Origin of the sequence: Chryseobacterium phosphatilyticum (assembly GCF_002899825.2) — a bacterium.
In the GTDB taxonomy this organism is placed as follows: Bacteria; Bacteroidota; Bacteroidia; order Flavobacteriales; family Weeksellaceae; genus Chryseobacterium; species Chryseobacterium phosphatilyticum.
This window is the reverse complement of record NZ_PPED02000001.1, coordinates 1,339,021-1,364,325: the sequence shown is the minus strand read 5'-3', so window position 1 is coordinate 1,364,325 and position 25,305 is coordinate 1,339,021. Positions and strand designations below refer to the sequence as shown.

At 38.7% G+C, this 25,305-nt stretch carries 12 protein-coding genes; 3 read left to right on the top strand and 9 right to left on the bottom strand.

The features are described from left to right. Nucleotides 1-15: 15 nt before the first annotated feature. The 8 genes from C1631_RS06260 to C1631_RS06230 all read right to left on the bottom strand — a co-directional run bounded on the left by C1631_RS06260 (nt 16) and on the right by C1631_RS06230 (nt 20,116). Complete coding sequence (locus tag C1631_RS06260; protein WP_109711140.1) at nt 16-7,050, bottom strand: type I polyketide synthase; 7,035 nt, start codon at nt 7,048-7,050, stop codon at nt 16-18. Between the two features lie 1,406 nt (nt 7,051-8,456). Then, nucleotides 8,457-9,920 carry a RagB/SusD family nutrient uptake outer membrane protein gene (locus C1631_RS06255; protein WP_109711138.1) on the bottom strand — a complete coding sequence of 488 codons (1,464 nt, stop codon included), beginning with the start codon at nt 9,918-9,920 and terminating at the stop codon, nt 8,457-8,459. Nucleotides 9,921-9,928: 8 nt separating this feature from the next. Further along, nucleotides 9,929-12,883 carry a SusC/RagA family TonB-linked outer membrane protein gene (locus C1631_RS06250; protein WP_109711136.1) on the bottom strand — a complete coding sequence of 985 codons (2,955 nt, stop codon included), beginning with the start codon at nt 12,881-12,883 and terminating at the stop codon, nt 9,929-9,931. A gap of 203 nt (nt 12,884-13,086) precedes the next feature. Further along, nucleotides 13,087-13,248 carry a hypothetical protein gene (locus tag C1631_RS23965; RefSeq protein WP_165828242.1) on the bottom strand — a complete coding sequence of 54 codons (162 nt, stop codon included), beginning with the start codon at nt 13,246-13,248 and terminating at the stop codon, nt 13,087-13,089. A gap of 490 nt (nt 13,249-13,738) precedes the next feature. Beyond that, nucleotides 13,739-15,208, bottom strand: a complete 1,470-nt coding sequence (locus C1631_RS06245; RefSeq protein ID WP_109711134.1) for a TolC family protein — start codon at nt 15,206-15,208, stop codon at nt 13,739-13,741. Next, complete coding sequence (locus C1631_RS06240; protein ID WP_109711132.1) at nt 15,201-18,362, bottom strand: efflux RND transporter permease subunit; 3,162 nt, start codon at nt 18,360-18,362, stop codon at nt 15,201-15,203. Before C1631_RS06240 ends, C1631_RS06245 begins: the two co-directional genes overlap by 8 nt. Nucleotides 18,363-18,377: 15 nt before the next feature. Further along, nucleotides 18,378-19,463: an efflux RND transporter periplasmic adaptor subunit gene (locus C1631_RS06235; protein WP_109711130.1), complete on the bottom strand. Its 1,086-nt coding sequence runs from the start codon at nt 19,461-19,463 to the stop codon at nt 18,378-18,380. A 227-nt stretch (nt 19,464-19,690) separates the two neighbouring features. After that, on the bottom strand, nt 19,691-20,116 hold the full coding sequence (locus C1631_RS06230; protein WP_165828241.1) for a hypothetical protein: 426 nt from the start codon (nt 20,114-20,116) through the stop codon (nt 19,691-19,693). A gap of 204 nt (nt 20,117-20,320) precedes the next feature. Here C1631_RS06230 and C1631_RS06225 point away from each other — a divergent pair, with 204 nt between their 5' ends. From C1631_RS06225 to C1631_RS06215, 3 genes are all read left to right on the top strand, one after another. Beyond that, nucleotides 20,321-21,238 carry an NmrA family NAD(P)-binding protein gene (locus tag C1631_RS06225; protein WP_103249984.1) on the top strand — a complete coding sequence of 306 codons (918 nt, stop codon included), beginning with the start codon at nt 20,321-20,323 and terminating at the stop codon, nt 21,236-21,238. A gap of 267 nt (nt 21,239-21,505) precedes the next feature. After that, nucleotides 21,506-22,426: an AraC family transcriptional regulator gene (locus C1631_RS06220; protein WP_109711126.1), complete on the top strand. Its 921-nt coding sequence runs from the start codon at nt 21,506-21,508 to the stop codon at nt 22,424-22,426. Nucleotides 22,427-22,708: 282 nt separating this feature from the next. Beyond that, the gene (locus C1631_RS06215; protein ID WP_109711491.1) at nt 22,709-24,217 is read left to right on the top strand and encodes an amidohydrolase family protein; all 1,509 of its coding nucleotides are present in this window, start codon (nt 22,709-22,711) and stop codon (nt 24,215-24,217) included. A 125-nt stretch (nt 24,218-24,342) separates the two neighbouring features. On the opposite strand, the gene C1631_RS06210 is transcribed toward C1631_RS06215, so the two are convergent. Beyond that, nucleotides 24,343-25,224: a helix-turn-helix domain-containing protein gene (locus tag C1631_RS06210; RefSeq protein WP_103249966.1), complete on the bottom strand. Its 882-nt coding sequence runs from the start codon at nt 25,222-25,224 to the stop codon at nt 24,343-24,345. Nucleotides 25,225-25,305 lie beyond the last annotated feature (81 nt).

The following is a 25,305-nucleotide window of genomic DNA, read 5'->3' as shown; positions in this document are numbered from 1 at the left end:
TAGTTTATGCAGTGTTTACCAATTATTTCCAGACATGATCAGTACCTGGCTTTCAGTACCGTACTTGATCTCGTTAAGGAAGATTTCTTTTCCTTCATCCAATGGAATCATCGAAATACCTCTGCGCTCGTATTCTGTTTCAAGAGTGGATGAAACCATTCCTGCGCCTTTCCATGGGCCCCAGTTAATAGAAAGTACTTTTCCTTTTAACCTTTTGTTTAAAGCATTGGCATAATCATCCAATACACTGTTGGCCGCAGCATAATCTGTCTGACCTTTGTTACCATATACGGAAGCAATGCTTGAGAATAATACGACAAACTGGCAGTCTGAGCGAAGCTGTTCAGCCAGTACACGAAGGGGTTTCACTTTGGTGTCAAATACACGTCCGAAAGAGCTTGTTGTTTTTTGTTTGAATAATTTATCTTCCAAAAGACCTGCCCCGTGGATTACCCCATCCAGACGATCGTATTTGTTATAAATATTGCTGATTAAAGTACTCAATCCTTCTTCGTCACAAAGATCTAACGATTGATAAATAATGGTATTTCCCAATTCTTCCATATCTCGGATAGTACGTAAGATCTGGTTGTTTTTGAAGACCCTTACCGTCTCTTTTTCAATCTGAGCAGGAGAAGTGAATTGTCCGGATTTGATAAGGTAAGCTCTTATTTCCTCCTTGGATTTCATGCTTTCAAATTCTTTCAGATTTTCAGCTTCTTCTCTTGGATCTGCTGATCTTCCTACCAGAATATAAGTACAAGGATATGCCTCAGACATATGTTTTACCAACTCTGCTGTTATTCCTTGTCCGCCTCCTAATACCAATACAACGGATTTTGTATCTAATTGAATATGGGCTTCTTCAAGGCTTGTTGACAATGGAGACGGGATGATGTCTACTTTATGTCTTTTTTCGTTTTTATAAATAACCTCAGCAGGTTTATCGTTGGTCAGTATTTCCTTTAAAGTAATTTCAGCAATCTGATCCATTTCCTGAGGCGTGCTTAAGCTGATCAGTCTGCAAGTCGTCTGATCAAATTCTCTTGCCAGACTTTTGAAAAGTCCGGGATATCCCTGATGATGGCGTAATGCACGGGCATCATTGATCTCCTGAAGGTGAGCAGGAACATCTGAAATAAGATAGACCCATTTCGCTTTATCAAAATCAAGTTTTTTAATCAAATCAACATGATCGATAATGCTTGGTTTGTCAGAAGAGGAGAAGATATCCAGCATAATCAATCCGTCAAAATCGGAAAGATCTTTTTCAGCATCTACCAGATCTACAATAGCACCATGTTTTTCCAGTTCGGTTTTGATTGCTGAGGTTTGTTTGCTGTTGTCCTGAGTGATGGCGAAGCGTTTTCCGTGAAGAACTTCAGTATTTTGTACTAAAGAAGCATCGGTAGGCGTAATATCAAAACGAAGTCTTGATAATACATTATTCGCTCCTTCAGGAGCGTTAGCTTCCTTTGCTTCACTGGTAATTTCGTTGGTTTCACCATTCATCTCACTGATCCAGCCAGCCAATCCGCGGAGGGTTTTAATAGCGGCTAGTTTTTCCATGATATCATCAGCCTGTTCAAGGTTTTCTCCGAAGCCGATTGTATTTTTAAGGTCAGCAATGATCTCCATACGCTTGATGGAATCGATGCTTAAGTCTGCCTCCAAATCCAGATCTAAGCCTAACATTTCTTTAGGATATCCTGTTTTCTCGCTTACAATATTTAAGATGGCATTTTGAAGATCTTCAAGAGAGAATCCCGCTTGTGCCTGTGATTTTGAAACGGCTGATTCAGTTGCAGATCCGTTTTTCTCAGGAGTTGCTGTCGCAGGTGCTCCGGTAAATTCAGTAAGCCATGAAACCAGTCCGCTAAGGGTTTTGATTCCTGCTAATTGTTCCATTACCGTATCTTCATTAGCATTACCGTTGGCTAAAGTTCCCAGTTCACTACGAAGCGTTCCTATGATTTCCACTCTTTTAATGGAATCGATACTTAAATCGGCTTCAAGGTCCATTTCCATGCCCAGCATTTCCTGAGGATATCCGGTTTTATCACTTACCACCTGTAGTAATAAGGATTTAATATCTTTTACCGGTGCGTGTTGTACGGGTACAGCTACGGCTGCCGGAGCTTGCTGATAGGCAGGTTGAGCCGGGATGGCTGCCATTTGCGGTTGCGCAGGAGCAGTTACCGGTGTAGTGTATACAGGAGCAGATTGTATATGTGGATTCTGTCCCATGAAGGAAAGCATCACATCACGTTGTGCCTGTATCATCAATTTCATACTATTTAAATATTCCTGGAGCATACGTTCAGCCGTAGACTGGCCTTCCGCTGCCGGAGATTGTGGGTTGGTAAAACTGTTCATTTGGATTGGATTTAAAATAGGTAATGCACCATTGGAAGGCAGTGTGCCTGTAGTCGGATGTGCAGTTTGTCCGTTAACGCGCCAGATCGCCGGGCTTTTCTTATACAATTCAGGCTGTGCGATATCGATCACCTGAACATTTCGGCCATCAAAAAGTTTGTTGATATTGAAATTACGGCCTGTACCCAGATATTGGGCAAGCATGCAAAGAAGGTGCGTAAATTTATTACGGCTGTTGTCTTCTACATATAAGCTTAGCTGATCTTTTTCGATACAGGATTTCGTTAATCCGGTTAATACTTTTCCAGGACCTACTTCGATGAATATTCTTGCTCCATCGTTATACATGGCCTGAAGTTGTTCTACGTATCTTACGGGTTGTACCAGATGATCGGTCAACCTTTCTTTTATTTCTGATGGCTGAGCCGGATAGACGGTTGCCGTCGTATTCGACCATACCGGAATCTGCATTTCACTGAAAGCAACATCTTTCAATACATCGGCATATAAACCTTTGGATTTTGCCAGTAACGGGCTGTGGAATGCGCAGGCAACTTCCAGTTTTTTGGCAGAAATACCTTCCTGCTTAAGAATTTCCAACAGTTTGTTGATGGCATCCGTACTTCCTGCAATCACACATTGTGTAGGAGCATTAAAGTTCACGGGATAGCATCCTTCTATTTTAGCAAGAATGGGTTGTAAACGTTCATGTGTTGCGCTTGCTGCCAACATAGACCCCGGATCTCCGCCTTCTACAGAGTTTAAAATAGAATGCGCTCTCTGGATACTTAAGTCCACCAGTTTTTCTTCGTCAAATACTCCTGCAAAACATAAAGCCGGTAACTCCCCATAACTGTGGCCTGCCAGCATATCAGGAACAATGTCCAGGGATTCCAGAAATTTTGCCAATGCCAGATCAACAATTCCCAAAAGAGGCTGCGCTAGGCGCGTATCTTTAATCGTTTCTTTTTGTTGTTTTAAAGCAGCTTCATTAAATGTAGTGGATGGGAATACTACTTTTTCAAGCTCAGGATATTGATCGATAAGGCTGCGCATCGCAGGGAATACTACGAATAAATCACGAGCCATATTGATTCTCTGGCTGCCTTGTCCCGGGAATAAGAAAGCTACTTTACCTTCTTTTTTATTGACGGTGAAAGTATCTTTGGTTTCAATTCCTAATAGCACCAATTCAAGCTTCATCATCAGGTCTTCGGCGGTGTCTGCAACAATACTGAACTGGATTGGCTTTTCTGAGTTGATACTTAAGCTATAGGCAATATCTTTTAAAGCAATACCATCATTGATTTCCAGTAAAGCTTTGATCTGGCTCGACTGTCCTTTTGCTTCTTCGTAAGTGTCTCCACGGAATACAAAAAGTTCTGATGGCCATGACTGCATAGCAATAGAATTGTCCTGTTTAGGGTGATTGGCGATAACGGTATGGAAATTTGTTCCTCCAAATCCGAAAGCACTGATTCCAGCATATCTGTTTTCTTCTGTCCATAAACCACTTTCCGCATAGAAAGCAAATGGACTGGTTTGAGCATTGTAATAAGCATTAGGCTGCTGAAGATGCAGGGTAGGAGGTTTTACTCCATGGTACACCGCAAGTGAAGCCTTGATTAATCCTGCTAATCCTGCAGCACATTTTGTATGCCCGATCTGTGTTTTCACGGAACCTAAATGGGTTTGTCCCGGCAGGGCTCCTGAGCGGCTGAACAGGTTCGTCAATGCACTTAATTCAGTTTTGTCTCCTACTACGGTTCCTGTACCGTGAGCTTCTATCAATCCTACTGCTGCAGGGCTGATACCAGCTTGAGCATAAGCACGTTCTAAAGCTCTTACCTGACCAATTTTTCTCGGAGCAGTTAATCCCAGTGCTTTTCCGTCACTTGATCCGCCAACTCCTTTGATAACAGAGTAAATACGGTCACCGTCACGTACTGCATCTTCGTACCTTTTTAATACAAGGATAGCAATTCCTTCTCCAAGAGCAATCCCGTCTGCCTCACTGTCGAAAGTAGCGCATCTTCCTTTTCTGGAAAGTGCATGAGTACTGGAGAACATCAAATAATCGTTGATTCCGTTGTGTAAGTCTGCTCCTCCGGCAAGAACCATATCAGATTTTCCTAATACGAGTTCCTGACATGCCAGGTCAATCGCGGCTAAAGATGAAGCGCAAGCTGCATCTACGGTAAAGTTTCTTCCACCAAGATCCAGACGGTTCGTAATCCTACCTGCGATTACATTGGCCAGAATACCTGGGAAGGAATCCTCTGTTGTATGAGGGAAGGCTTCCTGTACTTCAGGATGAAGTTCTCCGAAAACCTGCTTATAATATCCTCTGAAGCTGTAGCTGTTGGCAAGGTCATTACCTCCTTCGGCTCCAATGATCACGGAAATATTGTCTCTGTTAATATGTTTTTCACCATATCCGGCATCTTCCATTGCTCTTTTGGCAACCAGTAAGGTCAATAACTGTGTCGGCTCAATAGCAGCAAGAGATTGTGGTGGGATACCGAATGTTAGCGGATCGAAGTCGATTTTTGGAATAAACCCGCCCCATTTGGAGTGTGAAACGTCCGGACCGTCTGAATCCGGATGGTAATAAAGGTCTTTATTCCATCTTTCGTCCGGAACTTCCGTAACGCTATCTTTTCCTAAAATGATATTTCTCCAGTATTCTTCAAGGTTTTTGGCTCCGGGGAAAATACATTCCATTCCAACGATAGCAATGTCCAATGGCTTTTCTGTGGAAGAAGGCTCTTCAGGAAGGGTGGCATTCTGAACAAATTCATAATTATCAACCACTGTCTGGTGAAGTTGTTCAAGAGAAATAACTTTATTGTGCATCGTCGCAACCTGCCCGATCATATACATACCCAGATCAAGCTGTTCTTCTTTAGGAATATTAACTAATTGATCACCCTGGCGTTCTATCCCTTTGGCTGCGATACGAAGACGTCCTACGTTGAGTTTTTCAAGTTGTTCCCATACGACTTTCTTGTCTGTTCCGGCAGCCAGTAATTTTGCTTTTTCTGTGTTGAAATGATCGGCAAAGGCTGTATTCAGGCAACGTGTTTCGTGTCCCGGTGCTGTTTCCAGTAATACAGTATCTTTTGCCTGCATCGCCTGTAGCTGAAATTCTTGTTGAATAGCTCCGGTCTCTACAGCTTCATGAGTATAAAGATAAGCTGTTCCCATTAATACTCCGATTTTTACACCTCTGGCAGCTAACGGAGCAGCCATAATAGAAACAAAGGCTGTTGAAAATGCATTATGGATTCCTCCTGCAAAGAATATACTGATATTCTCGGGATGGTCTTCTTTTAAGATACGTTCAATTTGTTTTTCCCAAAGAACGGTACTTGATAACGGGCCTACATGGCCCCCACATTCACGTCCTTCAAAGATGAAATTTTTTGCTCCTTCTTTCAGGAAAATATCCAATAGAGCGGGAGATGGAACGTGAAGGAATGATTTTATTCCTGCTTTTTCAAATACTTTTGCCTGTGCTGGTCTTCCGCCTGCAATCAGAACAACAGGAGGTTTAGCTTCTAATATATAGGAAGTTTGTTCTTCTCTTAATTCCTGTGGTGCAAATCCTAAAATACCTACACCCCAGGTTTTTTCTCCGGCCAGTTGCTTGGTTTCCATCACCAATGATTTTGCTGATTCACCTTTTAATAAAGATAAAGCGACAAAAGGTAAGGCCCCGGCTTCTGCTACAGCATTGGCAAATGCGGGAACGTCACTTACGCGGGTCATGGGACCTTGAGCGATAGGGTAGCGAAGTCCGAGTTCCTGAGCGATGGTGTTATCTTTATCAATAACCTGAAGGGCTTTTGCCTGTTTCAAGTGGCCATACATGGCTTCTTTCAATGCAAAAACCAGTTTTTTCAATGTTTTGAAATCTTCATAAAGATCTGTTGCCAGAGAAATATCTTGTCCCATTGGGATATAACTGCTGCTGATATTCAGATCTTTGAAGTATTTGGTAAGTTCTTCTGTGGTAATATGGTCAGAGATTGCCGGTGAGTTGGGCCTTACTAACACTCTGTGATTGGCTATAATTCTGGTTTCTGTGCCATTTAATTTTGAGCATACCTCTTTTATATCCTGTGGAACAGAACATTCCGGGAATAAGGCTAGCTGACTATCTAAAACAACCCCTGTTGCTCCGAGTGATTTCACAGCAGCTGCGGTATGAAGTCCTATTCCGCCCTGTACCCACACCGGTATACTTTTTACCTCCTGGATAATACGCTGGAAAAGAATGAACGTAGATTCGTACCCTACTAATCCGGCGGCTTCATTTCCTTTGATAATGATTCCTTTTGCTCCGCACTGTTCAGCCTGAAGGGCTTCTTCCAGGCTTGTCACCTGGTAGATCACGGAGAGTTCAGATGATAAATTTACCGAACTTCCAAACGGAACAATGGCAAAGCTTACTTTACCCGGAATCTGGAGAATGTCCTGTTCTTTGGTTGTGAACTGGATACCATATGCAGGGACATCTATTTGGTCAAGTTGATTCAGCGCTTCCTGAGCAGTGGCTATTTCGTTTCCTAAACTTAGAACGGGAAAAGCACCTGCCTGATGTAATTTTAAAATAAGGTTAACGTCCGGTTTTTCAAAAGGGGTTAATCCGATAATAGTCAAGTTTTTCATGGCGTCAATAATTATTGAAGTGATAGCGATAAATTTTATGATAAATGAATCAAATTCATCGACATAAGGACAGTAGTTTTTGTATAAAAGAATAAAATTATTCTTTTATGATATTCTTAATTATAAGAGTTGTTTGGTGTTTATTTTCAAATGAAACCTTATCTTCCAATATGGCATTGGATCTGAGGGTGAGGCCCGGCTTTTTAAAAGGCATGAGCCTTAAATGAGTCAATTTTTTCATAGCAAAACGGTATTGAAATGATAATTTATTTTTTTTAAACAAAATGCAATACTGTATGTTTACGGCATATTTGTTTGTTATATTTTGTTAAATATGATAAATCTATATTTTTTGTTTATTAATAAATACATTTTTGTTGTAATGTTTAAATAATTAAGTGTAAATTATTTAAAAGCTATTAAAGTGTATTAATTATCTGTTTATCCTTATAAAACAAGCCAGTACAATCTTGATAATTACAAAAATAATTGATTATAATTAACATGATATTAAGCAAAGGTAATAATAAAAAATATAATATTTCAATATTAAGAGATTTGTTTTTCTTAATATTACAAAATAATAATATAGAATTACGGACTTAAAATTGGGAAAAATTAACATTGTAAATTTGATAAAAACAAGTCTGTTCTTTTTAAGAAAAGTGAGTTAAATAAAGTATTTCACACTTTGGACTTATTGTCTGTTTTTATATTCTTTTGATAGATAGTGAAATATGGTTCTAAAATGTTAAAAAAAAATGAAATTTTTGTTTCATGATATTTTTTTTATTATTAGAGATATTTTGAAATTCGGGGCAATATTTATTTTTTTTTGAAGGGAATGAAAGTGGAAATATCTTTTTAATTATTACGTAAATGTTTACTGTAATTAGAGAGAATTTGAACGAAATTTTTAATACTCTGTATTTTTTACTTTAAGCACAAATAATGCTTTGTTTTTAAGACGTGTTTTTTGATTGTGTTACGAATGCACGAATCTTGAAAGTTTTGTTGTATTAGCAATGAATGAAATCATCCATAAGAATTTATACAAATTCAATTAATCTCTGGTTAAACCTGAACCACAAAAGTTTTGAACACTTAATTTTTTTAGTTAAAAGGCTTAATGTATATGAAGTGCAGATGCATTTTAAAATTGAAGATTGTATTGTAAGTGGACTTTGTCAAGGTATGCGTTAATACGAATAAAGTGCATTGTATGATTATTATGAGATTTTAAATATGTACCAGCTAACAAAAAATTCGTGCATTGGTGGCAATAAAAAAGTATCATTTTTAGTTTCTGTATACAACAATATAAAAAGACACCATTTAAAAGAAAATGATGTCTTACATAGAAATATATTAAAAAAATTGTAAAGGCTTTTCAGCGAGGGGCTTATCTAATCATTCTGTTTAATTTGAGGGTTATTATTGATTTCTTTATTTGGGATCTGGAATTTGAATTTATCAGGAGTAAGGTTAAATCTACCGAAAGTATGATTCGTTCCGGTATATACCCTTTCCAGAGGGATATTTAGTCTCTTCATATCAAACCATGCGTAACCTTCTCCCCAAAGTTCTATTCTTTTTTGCAGGATAATCTCTGTAATCAGGTCATTTCCGGAATTTGAAGAAAGGGTATACGCTTTATCTCTTTTTGATGAAATGTCGAATAACACCTGTCTTGCTTCAGCTTCTCTTCCTTGTCTTGCCAGTGCTTCAGCTTCTATATAATACAGGGAGGAAGCTCTGATGTAAATATAATCTCCTTCAAAAAGACTTGGATCTTTAAATTTCCAACTCACATATGCAGGATAGTTTTTCGTTTTCCCATTGAAAGTATATTGAGCATTCTGGCTGCCATTAAACACTTTTTTACGGTAGTCGGATTCAGGGATTGCTTCATACAAACGTTTGTCGATCAACTTACGGATTTGGGCTGCACCGGCGTATCCTTCATTGGTATTGTCGAACATAGAGAAGAAAGAGGCATAATAGTTTCCTATGCTCATCGTGGATATTGTATTATGGAATCCCCAGATCACTTCAGGATTATTGATATTGGAAAAACCGGTAGTTGTATAATCGTTTTCTGTCATTAAGGCGATGCCGTTTTTGCTTTCTGCAGCATATTGACCTGCTTTTACATAATTTCCTGTTTGCAGATACACCTCGGCGGCAATGGCTTTGGCGGTTCTCTGGTCGATCTGTGCTCGGGTGGGGCGGGTAAAGCTGTCCAGAAGCTGAATGGATTCTTCAATGTCTTTCGTAATCTGTCCGTACACTTCTGCTACTGTTGATCTTGGAAGCCCCTGATTAGAATTGCCGCTTGTCAAAACAAGAGGTAATCCCGGATTTGATTCGTGTCCTTTATAATCATTGGCATAGAAACGGACAAGGTAGAAATAAGAATAGGCTCTTAAAGCTAATAATTGTCCCTTGATAGCCCTGTTTTTGGAACCTGTGTCATTTTTTAACTCATCAAGAAGCTTATTGATGACAAATATTCTGGCATAAAAAGTGGTCCATACAATTTCTGAAGCTGTATTGCTGGCATTCGTAGCTTCATAGTTATAAAACATTCCTAAATGCTGGTTGGTAGACTGTATCACATCATTGGACATCAGATCAGCACCCGCTTTAATACCCATAATTCCGAAATCCGAATGTGAGCTGGGAACTCCACCTGCTCCGTTGCTGCGAAGGTCAAGATAGATTCCGCCCAGAATTTTTTCAGGACTTGATTTGTCGGTGTTCAGTTGTTCTCCGGAAATATCACCATCCGGCAGAGTATTGAGATCATTGGCGCAGCTTGTGGTAAGGCCAATGGCTATGGTTGCGATAAAGTATTTTATTGTTTTCATAAATTTTTTTAAAAAGTGAGTTTAAAACCTAAAGAGACACTGGATAACAAGGAATACCTGTATGCATCGGAAACTCCGGTTAAGGAAGCTCTCGGATCATATCCTTTTCTCTTGGACCACAGATACAGATTGTTTCCTGTCAGATATACTTTTAAACCTGACAAGCCGGCTTGTTTGGCAAAATCCTCTGGTAATTGGTAAGATAGGGTTACATCCTGAAGACTGATATAATCTGATTTAATCAGGTAAAGTGTTGAATTTCCATTTTGATTGGTGGAAGTCAGGTCTACCCTTGGTAATGCTGCACCAGGATTCTCCGGCGTCCATGTTTTGTCCAGGTCTGTAGAGTAATTGGAACCATAGGTATCGGAATGGAATAAGCTTCTGTAGATATTATCATACCCATAGCCTCCAAACTGATAGGCAAAGTTCACGGATAGATTCAATCTTTTATAGGTGACATCAGTTCCGAATCCTCCATATACTTTTGGAATGGCAGATTTTCCGGTATTGTAGTCGGTGGCTTCTTTATAATTGTTGGTGATGGTTCTTTCTTCCTTTTGAGTCGTTGGATTGATAGAAGTTCGGTACCATAATGCATCTCCGTTTTCGGGATTTACTCCTGCAAATTCTTTAAGATAGTAAGTGTACCGGTCTCCGCCTTCTGTCAAAATAAACAAACCTGAAACAAGCCCTGTTCCTCTCTGTTCTGCCGGAAGTTTTGTAATGGTATTTTTATAATGGGTAGCATTGGCATATACACTCCATTGTACATCTTCTTTTTTAAGAATATCCACATTAACATTAGCCTGTACTCCCCGGTTAGTCATATCCCCGATGTTGCCGTACTTTACATAAGAACCTGCATTGGATGGAGGAAGAGGAAGAGCATAAATCATATCCGATACTTTTCGTTCAAAGTAATCCGCATTCAAAGTAATCCTGTTTTGGAAAAATGAAGCCTCAAACCCTGCGTTCAGGTTTTTTGAGGTTTCCCACTTAAGATTTCTGTTCCCTATTTTTTTTGGTGATACAACCGCTTTATCATCTCCGAAATTATTAATCCCGTAGATATCCTGGTAAGCATAATAATCTCTTGTGGAATCATCTAATAAGATGTTGTCATTTCCTTGCTGACCGTAGGAAACCTTTAATTTCAGAGCGTTTACCACATTGTTATCCTTTAGAAAATCTTCTTTAGCTACATTCCAGGCAGCTCCCAATCCGTAGAAAGTACCCCATCTGCTTTCAGGAGAGAAAACAGAAGAACCATCTCTACGTACATTGGCATTGAAGAAATATTTACCATCGTAGTTATACAACAATCTTGAAAAATATCCTTCTACAGCATATTCATAACCGTTTCCGGATAGATCTGTTATTTTCACGGCATTATCAAAAGACAATGAGTTAGGCAGTAAAAGTTGTTGTTTTGTGCCTGATATTCCCTCATTTTTGATTTTATTTAATTCATGTCCAATCAGAATATTAAAGTTGTGTTTATCCAGTTTTTTCTGATAGGTAAGCAATTGCTGGTGATTCAACGTATATCTGAATTGTGACCCTTTTGTAATCGTACCACCTACCGATGAAGAGGTTCCTCCTTCTGTATTTCCGAACTGAAGATTTCTTATATTTTCAAGATAAGCTCCAAAATTATAGGTGAAATCCAGTCCCTTGATGATTTCATAATTTAATCCCAGGTTGACGTTGGTAACATTGCTTGTGGTTTGAGATTTATCCTTTTGAAGATTCCCTACCGGGTTTTCAAAAACGGCATAGGATCTTGATGCTCCGTTGGGTCCGCTTCCGTCTCCATAATCATACAGAGGGTTTCCGTAACTGTCATACAATTGTTGGTAATTATCGTTTCTAAGGTAGACAGGGTAAAAAGGGGATATGTTTCTGGCAAACTGAAAAGGATTAGAGAAACCTCCTGTTTCCCCAAAATCCTGTTTGCTGTAAGTGTAGGAAAGGGCACTGGTTAACTTTAATTTTGAAGTAATGGAGTAGTCCACATTGGATCGTATTCCAAATCTTTCAAATCCTGATGAGATAAGATATCCTTTGTCATCGAGGTAATTCAATGAAGTATAGGACTTAACCTGATCACCATTGGCATTAATTCCAACCGTTGCTTCTCTTCTCAAAGCCGGCTTGAAAAGGAGCTTTTTCCAGTTGTCCTGGTATAATAACTGAGCTTCAGGATTAAATGAACCATCCTGCCTGATCAACTGGGCAAAAGGTACATTATAGGCGTTATATCCAAGTTTATTTAATGCAGCCAGACCTACATCGTGTGGAGTAGGGCCTGAAGGAACGGCACCTGGTTGCTTTAATCTTGCCACTTCACCAATTCTTGCTCTGTTGTAAAAGGCAGTATAATAATCTTGTGGAGAAGTGAACACCGGATAGTCTTCGATAGATCTGAAATTAACGCCTGTTCTCACATCAGCTTCAATGCTGAGCCCTTTATTCTTACCTCTTTTGGTGTTTACAATAATAACACCATTGGCTCCTCTTGAACCGTATAACGCATTGGACGAAGCATCTTCAAGAAATGAAATACTTTCAATATCAGCCGCCGCAATACTGTTCAGGTTTCCGTTATAAGGAATTCCGTCCAGGACGATCAGGGGATCACTGGATGCATTGATGGAACCAATTCCTCTCATCCTGATGGTAGGTTGGGAACCCGGCTGACCGGAAGAAATAACCTGTACTCCGGCTACTTTACCTACGATTCCCTGAAGGATATTTCCGTTTTGAAGATTAGAAAGATCTTTAGCTTTTAAAGATTGCACCGATCCGGTAATTTCTTCTTTTTTCTGCTTTCCAAAAGCTACTACAACCACCTCTTTGATGGTATTTTCTTTTGAAAGACTGTCTTTAGTTTGTGCAAAGCCATATTCTGCAATGAAGAGCAGGGCTAATACACCGAGTTTGCATTGTTTTTTTCTCATTCTAGTATCATATTTAAGTTTAAAATTGAACGGGTGTACTACTGTTGATCTCTCCGGTGATGAGATAATGAGGTTCCTGCCCTCCTTTTTCAGGGAAGGTGTAATAGGACGTATTAAAAGCTAAGGGAGAATTGCCCTGATTAGATCGTGCTTCGAGCTGAATGGGCTTTAATTCCTACAGTAATGTGTATTTCTTTGGAAGGTTATGACATCATCATGGTACACATACACATCATAGATTCAAAACATAGGTCTTTAGAAGTGATGTGGTGTTTTGAAAAGCCATTCTCTGTACAACTTTCTGGCTGAACAGCTGAAATAGCCATGATGGTCAATAGGTAAGAATCAAAGTCGTTCTTATTCATGAGAATAAAGTTTATGTTTTTTTAACTGGGTCAAAATTATTTAATAATTCATAAAGATGGTTCAAATGCAGATATGAGAAAAATCATATTAGTCTACTAAATTGGTAGGTTATTAAAATTGACTGATAATTTAAATGTTTATATTGCTGTAATACAGGTGTTTATTTATTTTTATGACATGTTAAAAAGTTTTAAAAAAAGAATATTTTGAGTCATGAATTAAAATTAATACTATAAGTCTATTGTTTTTGTAGACTTTTTGTTTATTTTATTACCGGGAGTAAACGCCCAGAAGGAGTGAAAGGGTATGAGGTAAGCTTTTATTAGACCTCAATATTTGTTTACGATACCAAAAAAGTATGCTTTAGCCCGCTCAAATATGGTTCCAATTCTTATGGCTTCAGCCAAAACTTAAAATAGTAATAATAAGAATAAAAAAGGAGCCTACCTTTCGATAGACTCCTCATTGAAAACAAGGTTAATATGATATTTATAACTTTTTAATATCCGGAGCTGTCAAAGGACTTTGGTCCCAGCCTCCGCCCAGTGCACGGTACACTGCCACGCTGGCTTTAAGCTGATTGACCTTCTTCTCTACCAATTCAAACTTGGATTCCAGGGCATCGCGCTGTGTCAGTAAAACTTCCATATAATCAGCACGGGCATACTTAAAGAGATCATTTGAAATATCAATTGATTTTGTCAAAGCATTGACCTCTTTGGTTTTGATATTGACGCTGCTTTCGAGATTATGGATTTTAGACAACTGATTCGCAACTTCAATGTACGCACTTAAGACTGTTTGTTCATAATGATACACTGCCTGAACCTGTTTTGCATTGGCGTTGTAATATGCTGCTTTTATCGCCCTTCTGTTAATCAGTGGAGCGGTAAGTTCTCCTGCCAGAGAAAACAAAAACGATTGCGGCTTGATGAGGTAAGTCGGGTTAAAAGCCTGCAATCCGATACCGGCAGCAAGATCAAGGGAAGGGTAGAACCTTGCTTTGGCTACTTTGATGTCGAGTTTTGCAGCAGCCAGTTCATATTCTGCCTGCTTGATATCCGGGCGATTTTCCAGAAGTTCAGAAGGAATTCCGCTATATACTGCTTGAGGGAGAATGGAATCAAAAGAGTTCTGAGTTCTTTCCACAGGTTGAGGAAATCTACCCACCAGATAATTGATCCTGTTTTCTGTTTCAACGATTTTCTGTTGAATATCGTATTGCATGCCTTGAGTTTTCAGGACCTGGGCTTCAAATCTCTGTACTGCCAGCTCATTGGATCTGGCATTCTTTTTTAAATCTCTGATAATGTCCAAAGCATCGTTCTGGATCTTAATATTTTGATTTAGAATAACCAGTTCATTATCCAGTGCTAATAATTCGTAATAAGAATCTGCAATTTCGGAGATGAGGTGGGTCAACATGAAATTTTTTCCTTCAATACCTGCCAGATAACGCTGTACCTGAGCTTTGGTAGCGTTATGAAGTTTTCCCCAGATATCTGTTTCCCATTGAGCCTGTGCCCCGACTCCAAAGTCGAACAAAGGTTCGGGCATTTCTTTCCCCGGTTCTATGTCTGTATTGGCTTCCATTGCTCCGATATTGGTGTATCGGCTTACTTTGTCAACCCCGGCACCAGCCTTTAAACCAACCGAAGGAAGATATTCTCCCTTCCGGGCTTTGATCTCGTTTTTAGACATTTCGATTTCCTGAAGCACGATATTCAGCTCCTGATTATTTTGAAGTGCCTGATTGATCAATGCCTGAAGATTCGGGTCACTGAAATATTCGTTCCACTTCATCTTTCCCGTGTTTTGGGAGTCATTTTCTGTGGAATTGTATTTTTCAGGAACCATTTTATTTTCTGTGCGCTGTGCTATTTCTATAGGTTTACAGGCAGTAAGACTTAATAAGAAGACTGCCACACCTGCGTATTGATATATTTTTCTTTTATTCATAATGGATCATGTCTTCGCTTAATGGAGATTCGTCTTCGTCTTTAATCATTTTTTTACCGTCAGACCATTTGGCAAATATGTAATAGAGGCCCGGGATCACAATGACTCCGAATACAGTTCCTACCAACATTCCTCCCAGTGAGGATGCTCCAATGGTATGGTTTCCTATTGCTCCGGCACCTCTGGCAAAAACAAGGGGCACCAATCCTGCAATAAATGCAAATGAAGTCATCAGGATAGGTCTGAAACGGGCTTTAGAGCCTTCTACAGCGGCTTCCAGAATAGAATCACCGGCCTGTCGCCTTTTTACGGCAAATTCTACAATAAGTACGGCATTTTTACCTAATAATCCGATGATCATGATCAGTCCAACCTGTGCGTAGATGTCATTTTCAAGTCCCATAGCTTTTAACAAAAGGAAAGATCCGAAAACCCCTACCGGTAACGAACAAAGTACAGCAAACGGAATAAGGAAACTCTCATACTGTGCTGCCAGTACAAGGTAAACGAATACGAGCACCACAAGGAAGACATAGATCGCTTCATTACCACGCTGTGCCTCATCAAAAGAGAGCCCTTCCCATGCTACTTTATATCCGTGAGGTAAAGATTTGGCCGCTGTTTCATTGATGGCCTGAATGGCATCAGCGGTGGTGTAGCCAGCAGCAGGAAGTCCACGGATGGCAGCAGAATTGTACATGTTGTAACGGGTAATTTCATTGGGGCCCTGCGTCTTTTTCATGGTCATGAAAGCAGAATAAGGAACCATTTCATCTCTGTCATTTTTTACATACAGATTCATGATGTCGGAAGGAAGTCTCCTGAATTCCGGGGAAGATTGTACATACACTTTAAAGAACTGTCCGAAACGGATAAATCCTTGTTCGTAGGTACTTCCGATCAGAATATTAAGGTTATCCATGGCTTTCCCGATAGAAACACCTTTCTGCATAGCTGCATTATTATCGAAAACAAGTTCATACTGAGGGTAGTTTGCTGCAAAGAAAGTGAACACACCACTAAGTTCTTTACGTTTTTTCAACTGGACGATAAAGTCTTTATTCACCTTGTCAAAATCCTGATAATTGGTCGTTCTGTTCAGATCCAGCAATCTCATGGAAAAACCTCCTGAAGATCCGAATCCCGGAACCGCTGGTGGTTCAAAGAATTCAATGGTCGCTCCGAGATCTTTTGATTTTTCTTCAAGCTCTTTCATGATTTCTTTTACCGAATGATCACGATCGCTCCAGGTTTTAAGGTTAATCAGACAGGTTCCGGCGTTGGATCCGCGTCCTTCAGTCATAATTTCATATCCTGCCAGTGATGATACAGATTCTACACCATCTACCCCCATTGCTATTTTCTGCAACGTTCTAGAAACTTTATTGGTCTGTTCCAAAGTAGATCCTGGAGGCGTCTGAATAATGGCATATACTGTTCCCTGGTCCTCATTCGGGATAAAACCGCCCGGAAGTGCTTTGTTGATTACAAAAATTCCTGCACAGAAGGCGATCAGGATACCCCATGTCACTATTTTACGGTTAACAATTTTTCTAAGAAATGAAGCGTACTTTCCTGTCACTTTATCAAAACCACTGTTGAAGGCATCTAATGCTTTAGTGAAAATATTAGATTTTTTGGGTTTTCCATGATTATTTTTCAACAACATAGCAGCTAATACCGGAGTTAAGGTAAGCGCTACAACTGCTGAAATAACAATGGAACTTGCCATGGTAATTGAAAACTGGCGGTAAAAAGTTCCAACAGGACCTGTCATAAACGAAATCGGAATAAATACGGCTACCATTACAGCTGTTATGGCAATAATTGCTCCGGCAATTTCTCCCATGACCTCTTTTACTGCTTTATAAGGTGAAATATTACTTTCCTCCATTTTGGCGTGAACGGCTTCGATAACCACAATCGCATTATCAACTACGATTCCGATGGCCAATACTAAGGCGAAAAGCGTCACCAGGTTGATGGTTAATCCGAAAAACTGAATCACAAAGAAGGTTCCGATCAATGAAACCGGTACCGCAATAATCGGGATCAGGGTTGAACGCCAGTCACCCAGGAAGATGAACACCACGATAGCTACCAGGATAAAGGCATCTCTCAATGTATGCATTACCTGTTCAATAGATGCATCAAGGAACTGCGAAACGTCGTAACTTATTTTATAATCTACTCCCGGAGGGAAATTGCCTTTCATTTCTGCAAGTTTTGCTTTCACATCTTTAATCACATCGTTGGCATTACTTCCGTAGTTTTGTTTTAATACAATAGAGGCGGAAGGATGTCCGTCCAGATTGGAGTAAATATCAAAAAACTCACTGCCAAGTTCTACCTTGGCAACATCTTTTAACTTTACATTTTCTCCGTCTGCATTAGATCGAACGATAATGTTTTCATATTCTTCAGGTTTATTGTACTGGCCTTTATACGTCAATACATATTCAAGAGACTGGGCTGCAATACCGGAACTTTGCCCGATTCTTCCCGGACGCCCGATAATACTTTGTTCACCAATAGCCTTCATTACTTCATCTACAGAAATGTCGTAAGCACGCATACGATCTGGATTCAGCCAGATACGCATCGCATATCTTCGGCTCCCAAGGATCTGAGATTTGGCAATCCCGTGAATACGATTGATTTCCGGGATGATATTAACCATAGAGTAGTTGTACAGGAACTTTTCATCCATACTTTTATTGGTACTGTAAAGGTTCACGTACATTAACATACTCGGTTGAATGGGGTTGACGACGACTCCTTCTTTTTGTACCAACTCAGGTAACAGGGGCATTACCTGATCTACTCTGGTTTTTACCAGTACTACTGCCTCATTCGGGTCGGTCCCGGGATCAAAAACCACGTTTACTGTAGCTTCTCCGGCACTGGTGGCATCAGTGGTGATGTAGCGCATTCCCTGAACACCATTAATGGCATTTTCAATGGTTATCAAAGAGGATTTTACCAGTACATCGGCGCTGGCGCCGGGATAGGCGATAGAAACAGCTACCGTTGTAGGGGCAATCTTAGGAAATTGTTCCGTAGGAAGTTGTTTCATCGCGATACCTCCCATAAACAGGATAACAACCGATATCACAATCGCGAATACCGGCCGGTGTATTACTTTTTTAAACATAATGCTGCTTTTTGATTACTCTGCATACAGATCCAGGTTCGACATTACTTTCTCGGGCTTTTGGTATCTGGAAGCGATTTTCTGGTTTTCCTGAACCATTCGAAGACCATCCAAAAGGATTCTTTCATCCTTTCCAAGTCCGGAAGCGACTACATAAATGTGTGGTAATTCAGCAGCAATTTTTATTTCTCTGGCTTTTACTTTGCCCTCTTTGGTGATTACGTAGACGTATTTCTTTTCGAGCTCTTCAAACGTAGCTTTCTGAGGAATCATCATAGCATTGGTGTAAGGAGAAGTGATGACAATATTTCCCGTTTCTCCGTATCTCAATAGTCCTTTTGGATTAGGGAAAGTCGCTCTGTAGGCAATATTTCCTGTTTCGTTGTTAAAATCAGATTCGATGGTTTGTACAATACCATCCTGTGAGAATTCTTTACCATTGGCCATTCTCAGGCGAACATGCATCGGGTTGCTATCTTTTTTAGCATCCATCTGATCCAGATATTCTGCTTCAGGAACGTTAAAATATACCCACATTTTGCTATTGTCGGAAAGTTCAGTAACCAACTCTCCTTCATCAACAAGACTTCCTTTCCGAACATGTAATTTTCCAACAATTCCGGTAAAAGGAGCACGGATTTCCGTAAATCTTAAATGGGTATTCATTGAAGAAAGTTCAGCCTGAGCTTTTTCATATTTTGCTCTTGCCATTGCCATTTCCTGAGGGGCTACAATGTCTTTATCAGAAAGATTTTTGGTGTTCTGATATTCTATCTGTGCGTATTTTGCTTCCGCTTTAGCACGGTTGACATCAGATTCATAGAGGTTAGGCATGATTTTAAATAACAATTGCCCTTTTTGTACATATTGTCCTTCATCTACATAAATAGACTGGATGTATCCTTTTTCCTGTGCGCGAAGCTCAATGTGATTGATAGAACGGATTTGTGCTACGTAATCTTTATTAACCAAAGTATCTTTTATAAGAGGACTTGTTACATTGAATGATGCCGCTTCCTCTTTTTCCTTTTTTTCAGATTGGCAGGCTACAAACAAGAAAATAAGGCACAAGTGTATATACATGAGACTTTTCTTGACCATGATAATAATGTTTTTTTGTAATAATGTATAATTGAAAAATAGACTTCCCTGCTCTCAAACAGAGTAGGAGAGTACGTAAGGAATCAACACAAAAGCTGTAAGAAAATTCCAGATCTTGATGATCTGCACATTTGATTCTAAAAACACAACGTTTTAGAGAAAATGCATTGACTTCCCGGATTTTGAAAAGGATTCCTGTTGGGGTTTTCGTAAAAATTATAGCGATATCACAGTCTGATGACCCTGTACTGGATGTACAGATCATCATCAAGGGGCTTTAAATGTTCTGACTGAGCAAGTGAAACAGCGATTTTTCTGTCGTGAAATGTGGTAACAAAACCTGACATCAGATGCCAGAAACCGTCTTTAAAAAGAGCTATGAGTTCTGTAGAACCCGAAGTTTCTACATTATCATCGTTCTCATTATCATTTTCAGAAAGATTAGCTCTGATTTTATTGTAACGGGGGTGACTGATATTATAAGAATCATTGGCTTCATGATTTTTAAGAAAGGCAAAAGATTCTTCAATGCTTTTCTTCTGATGAACCAGAATATCAGTGCTAAAATGAAGGTCGGAAGGAGTATTGGTTGAGATATACTGCTGAATTTGCCCATAGTACCAACCTACAACGGTAAGCAATGCAAATAACAAGCTGTATAAATATTGATGAAATCTTTTCCGCATCCCGGAGACAAAGGTAACTAAACTTCAAAATAACTGCAACCACATGAGATTAAAAAAGTGTTAAAAAAGCCCTGTTTTTCATATCAGGCTGATTTGGCTAAGAAGAAGATAGATCCGGATAAGTGTTGCACAGTCAATATTCAGAATTTTACTCCAACAAAAAAATAAAAAATGAATATTGTTTTAACAGGTTCCATCGGGAACATCGGAAGACCTCTTACAGAACAACTTGTGCATAGCGGACATTCGGTCACGGTCATCAGCAGCACAAATGAAAGAATAAAAAAGATTGAAGCTTTGGGGGCAAAAGCAGCTATAGGAAGCATGTTTGATGTTGATTTTCTGGTTCAGAGTTTTAAAGGAGCTGATATTGTATATTTGATGGAAACAATGGAGGCAGCAGGAGATATGTTTGATAAAGGTGTTGATTTTATTGAAAGCATCCGGGAAATAGGACGTAATTACAAGACGGCTATTGAAGAATCGGGTGTAAAAAAAGTTATTCATCTGAGTAGTATCGGTGCCCATACAGACCATGGAACAGGAATTATTGTTTTTCATCATCATGTTGAAAATATTCTCAATCAGTTGCCAGGCGATGTTTCTATTAAATTTATCCGACCGGTGGGAATATACTTCAATATGTTTTCATTCATCAATACGATTAAAAGTACAGGATCTATCATTTCAAATTATGGTGGCGATCAGAAAGAACCCTGGGTATCACCACTGGATATTGCAGAGGTAATTGCCGAAGAAGTAGAAAAACCTTTTGAAGGAAGAACGGCACGGTATGTGGCCAGTGATGAGATCTCTCCCAACGAGATTGCAAAGGCACTTGGTGAAGCCATTGGGAAACCAGAATTGCAATGGAATGTCATTTCGGATAGAGAATTACTGGAAAGATGGCTGAAAATTGGTTTCAATGAGCAGGTGGCCAAAGGTTTTGTAGAAACTCAGGCAGCACAGGGTAACGGAACTTTATATGAAGACTATTATAAGCATCGACCATTACTGGGAAAGATAAAGCTTCAGGATTTTGCTAAAGATTTTGCAGCGGCTTATCAAAATGAAGAGTCGGTTGTATAGCAGGTTTTGTGGGCTATTTATATTTTTCAAATCACAAAAGGTTTGGAACACTTAAGTTATTTAAATGACAAACTTCATGCACAATAAGTACACGTTGGTCTTGAAAACCTTTGATTTCTTCTAAAGTGAACGTGCTTATTCAACAACAGTATAATAAAATAGTCTGTTTCTATTCAAAGTAATACAAAATCTATGTATATCCCGTAATCAATGGTTAATTAAATAAAGAAGAATGTTAGTGCCAAAACAATTTGTAATTTTATCACTATGGAACAACGGACCACAAAAAGGATAAAAAGCATCACCGAATTTCATCGTTCAAGAGGATTACCACCTCCGGAACATCCTTTGATCAGTGTGGTGGATTATAATGCTGTCAGAAGACCGGATGATATTGGAGAGGTCAATTGGGTATTGGATTTTTATCAGATTTCTTTGAAAATTGGAATCGACGGTAAACTGAAATATGGGCAGCAGGAATATGATTTTGATGAGGGAACCATGTTTTTTATTTCTCCCAATCAGGTATTCAGAATTGAAGCAGGGGTTGGCTCTCAGGAAAAACAATCCGGATGGATGCTGTTGATTCACCCTGACTTTTTATGGAATACTTCCCTTGCAAAAACCATAAAGAGTTATGATTTTTTTGATTATTCAGTTCATGAAGCATTATTCCTGTCCAAAAAAGAAGAAATAACAATTAATAGGATTATAGAAAATATTGAACAGGAATATCATGGAAGTATTGATAAGTTTAGCCAGAGCATTATTATTTCACATATTGAAACTTTACTAAATTATTGTGAACGATTCTATGAGCGACAGTTTATCACAAGAAAAATCACCAATCACACAATTTTATATCGTCTGGATGTCATATTAAATGAGTATTTTGACGGTAATCATCTTGTAACAAAAGGTCTTCCAACAGTAAGTTATATAGCCCAAGAGCTTCATCTTTCTCCTAATTATCTCAGTCGGTTGCTGAGTACATTGACAGGACAGAGTACCCAACAGTTTATTCATGATAAACTGGTTGAAAAAGCCAAGGAAAAACTATCCACAACAGATTTATCTATTAGTGAAATTGCGTATGAGCTCGGGTTCGAACATCCACAGTCATTTACAAAATTATTTAAAAATAAGACCCATCTCTCTCCAATGGAATTTAGGACCTCCTTTCAGTAGGGAATCAAATAAGTTGTTTGGGTACGTAAAAATCTTAAAGTCATTTAAACCCGTGGAAGATTAAAATTAATTGATATCCTGATTCTATGGCATTATTATCTTTCGAATTCAGGGAAAAAAATAACCATCTCCATTTTAAGATGATGAAAGGTTTTTACTTTTTTAATGGGATTGGGGTATTTTAACAGAAAAATTAGTTATATTTTTGAAGATTATTTTATCTGCGTAGTTTTGTATAGAGAGGAAGAAGAATAGATGACTGTGCAAAAAGATCCCCAAATTATGATGAGAAAATATTTTACTTACGTTCTGCTTTGCGGATTTCCATTGTTGGGAGCCCAAACTAAAGTGGACGAACAATCTGCTTATCAGCAGAAGTGGACTTTATTAGAAAGAGAGAATGCAGCAATGGCTTTCGATGCCAATATACAATTATCTGATGCTGAACTTGCGTTGGATAAAAAATTATTTCAGGTAAGAAGGAAGTTCCTTAGTGAAGCAGAGCAACAAAAAATTCCTATCTATAATAGTTCTTTCAATCAAATAAAACCGTTGATTGAAAACAGCCCCTTGTTTAAAGTTTTCCAGACGATGCCTAAGGGTGGGTTATTGCATACCCATAGCGGTGGGCTGGCCAGCATGAAATGGGTTATTTCGGCAGCAAGGAAATATAAGGAATGCTATGTTTTCGTTCAAAAAGATACCAAAGAATTTATCTATGGTCAGCTCGCATTTTTTGAGACCGGAAAAGTACCTCAGGGATTTGTCAGTCTTGATAAAAAATTGAGTGCGCAACCTGATTTTGAAAAAGAATTATTGGGACTTCTTACCTTGAAACGAGATAATTTAAGCAGTTACAACAATTACTGGATTGAATTTGAGAAGCGTTTTACCCGTATTAACCTGCTGTTGCCATATCGTCCTTTTTTCAAAGAATATTATAAAGAAGGGTTTCAGGAATTATTAGATGATAAGGTACAACATGTGGAGATCAGATATGTTTTTGATGAGCTTTATGATTTTAAGCACGGAAAATATTCATTAGAAACTACGGTAACAGATTTGCAGGATATTGTTAAAGAAATACGGAAATCAGATCCTCAGTTTAGTTTGAAATTAATTTATTCAAGCTTTAAATTTTTAGATCCTGAAAGTATTGAAAAACAGCTTGAAATTGCTTTCACCCTGAAGAAGAAATTTCCGGACATGATTTCGGGTTTTGATCTTGTTGCAGATGAAGCAGCGGGACACAGCATCAATTCTTTTCAAAAAAACTGGACAAAACTGAAAGAACTTTCCGGGAAATATGGAGTACAAATGCCTCTTTTCCTTCATGCTGGTGAAAGTACGTCTGTCTTTAATAAAAATGTTCTGGATATTTCATTACTGGATAATAAAAGAATCGGGCATGGTCTTAATCTGATTTATTTCCCGAAATCTATGGAAATGGTTAAAAGTCAAAATAAACTGGTTGAGGTAAGTCCGATCAGTAACCAGGTTTTAGGTTATGTAAGCGATATGAGAAATCATCCTGCCAGAGTGATGTTAAGCAATGGCATTCAATGTTCTATCAATAGTGATGATCCGAGTGTCTATGGATATGAAGGTTTAAGCTATGATTTCTGGACTGCATTTGTGTACTGGGAGCTGGATGTAAAAGCATTGAAGAAGCTTGTCTTTAATTCTATTAATTATTCTTCTCTGAACGAAAAAGAAAAAGAGAAAGCTCTGAATCATCTGAATACCCAATGGAATGACTTTATTCAAAAAGCCAATTCTAACTTAAAATAACAGATAGTAAGCAGAAAATAAAAACGGTATCATTCATTGTAATAATACCGTTTTTTGTAGAGCTCAATCTTATGCTTTCTGTCGTAAAATTCATTGCAGTTGAATTTCTGAAATAGATCACGGTGTTATTTTTCTGCAACAGCAAATCCTACAGTATCACGATATATTTGTGGAGAAACCTCTGCATTGGTTTTAAAAAAACGACTGAAGTAATATTCATCCTGATAGCCAAGTTCACTGGCAATTTCTTTGACAGTTTTTGAAGTAAGATAAAGCTCACGCTTGGCTTCAATAATGATACGTTCTGAAATTAATTCAGTGACCGTTTTATTAAAGTGGGATTTTGTTATTTTGGCTAGTGCCTTAGCTGAAATATTCAGAAGATCAGCATATTCTCCGGCAGAGTGTTTGATTTTAAAATGATTTTCTATAGCATCTTTTAAATTTTGCAGTACAAAAGGTTTATCACCCTTCAGTAACTCTTTGGACTCTTCTGGTTTTTGTTCCATTTTTATTCTGGAAAGATGTATCAGCAGAATTTTCAGGTGGGCTACCAAAAGTTCATATTGGGCAAGATCGTTATTCATCATTTCACTTTTAAGTTGTGAAACAATGCTATTGATTTGTTCCTGCTGTGGTGTACTTAATGTAAGGTAGGGTGGTTCATAAATATTGTTAAAAAGGACTCCGTTACAGGCCACTTCATTCTGATGTTTATGGATGCAGAAAAAGTCAGGGTGGAAGTGTATGGCAAATCCCCTGCATTCTCGGTCAGAAGAAAATAAAAACGGCTGATACGGAGAGAACGCAAACATGGCCCCGTCCTGAAACTGATGTTTTGAGAAATCGGCCTTAACCTCTCCGAAACCTTGTTTGATAAAAATTAACGAAAAGAAATTATTACGCTGAAGATGATCGAAACGTTCACAACTTTCAAAATCAAATATTTTAAAGGCAAGATTCCCGGTACCGGGATTGATCAGTGTATAATTATTCTGTCCTGACATAGGCGGAGATTATAAAATGTAAAGGTAATAAATGTGGCATTAATCTTATAAAAGCCACACAAATCAGGTGATTTGTGTGGT

Excerpts from the sequence above, each read along its gene's own strand:
- C1631_RS06210 (WP_103249966.1), bottom strand. The coding sequence starts at position 25,224 with ATGTCAGGACAGAATAATTATACACTGATCAATCCCGGTACCGGGAAT.
- C1631_RS06235 (WP_109711130.1), bottom strand. The coding sequence starts at position 19,463 with ATGGTCAAGAAAAGTCTCATGTATATACACTTGTGCCTTATTTTCTTG.
- C1631_RS06250 (WP_109711136.1), bottom strand. The coding sequence starts at position 12,883 with ATGAGAAAAAAACAATGCAAACTCGGTGTATTAGCCCTGCTCTTCATT.
- C1631_RS06240 (WP_109711132.1), bottom strand. The coding sequence starts at position 18,362 with ATGTTTAAAAAAGTAATACACCGGCCGGTATTCGCGATTGTGATATCG.
- C1631_RS06245 (WP_109711134.1), bottom strand. The coding sequence starts at position 15,208 with ATGAATAAAAGAAAAATATATCAATACGCAGGTGTGGCAGTCTTCTTA.
- C1631_RS06215 (WP_109711491.1), top strand. The coding sequence starts at position 22,709 with ATGATGAGAAAATATTTTACTTACGTTCTGCTTTGCGGATTTCCATTG.
- C1631_RS23965 (WP_165828242.1), bottom strand. The coding sequence starts at position 13,248 with ATGAATAAGAACGACTTTGATTCTTACCTATTGACCATCATGGCTATT.
- C1631_RS06255 (WP_109711138.1), bottom strand. The coding sequence starts at position 9,920 with ATGAAAACAATAAAATACTTTATCGCAACCATAGCCATTGGCCTTACC.
- C1631_RS06220 (WP_109711126.1), top strand. The coding sequence starts at position 21,506 with ATGGAACAACGGACCACAAAAAGGATAAAAAGCATCACCGAATTTCAT.
- C1631_RS06260 (WP_109711140.1), bottom strand. The coding sequence starts at position 7,050 with ATGAAAAACTTGACTATTATCGGATTAACCCCTTTTGAAAAACCGGAC.
- C1631_RS06225 (WP_103249984.1), top strand. The coding sequence starts at position 20,321 with ATGAATATTGTTTTAACAGGTTCCATCGGGAACATCGGAAGACCTCTT.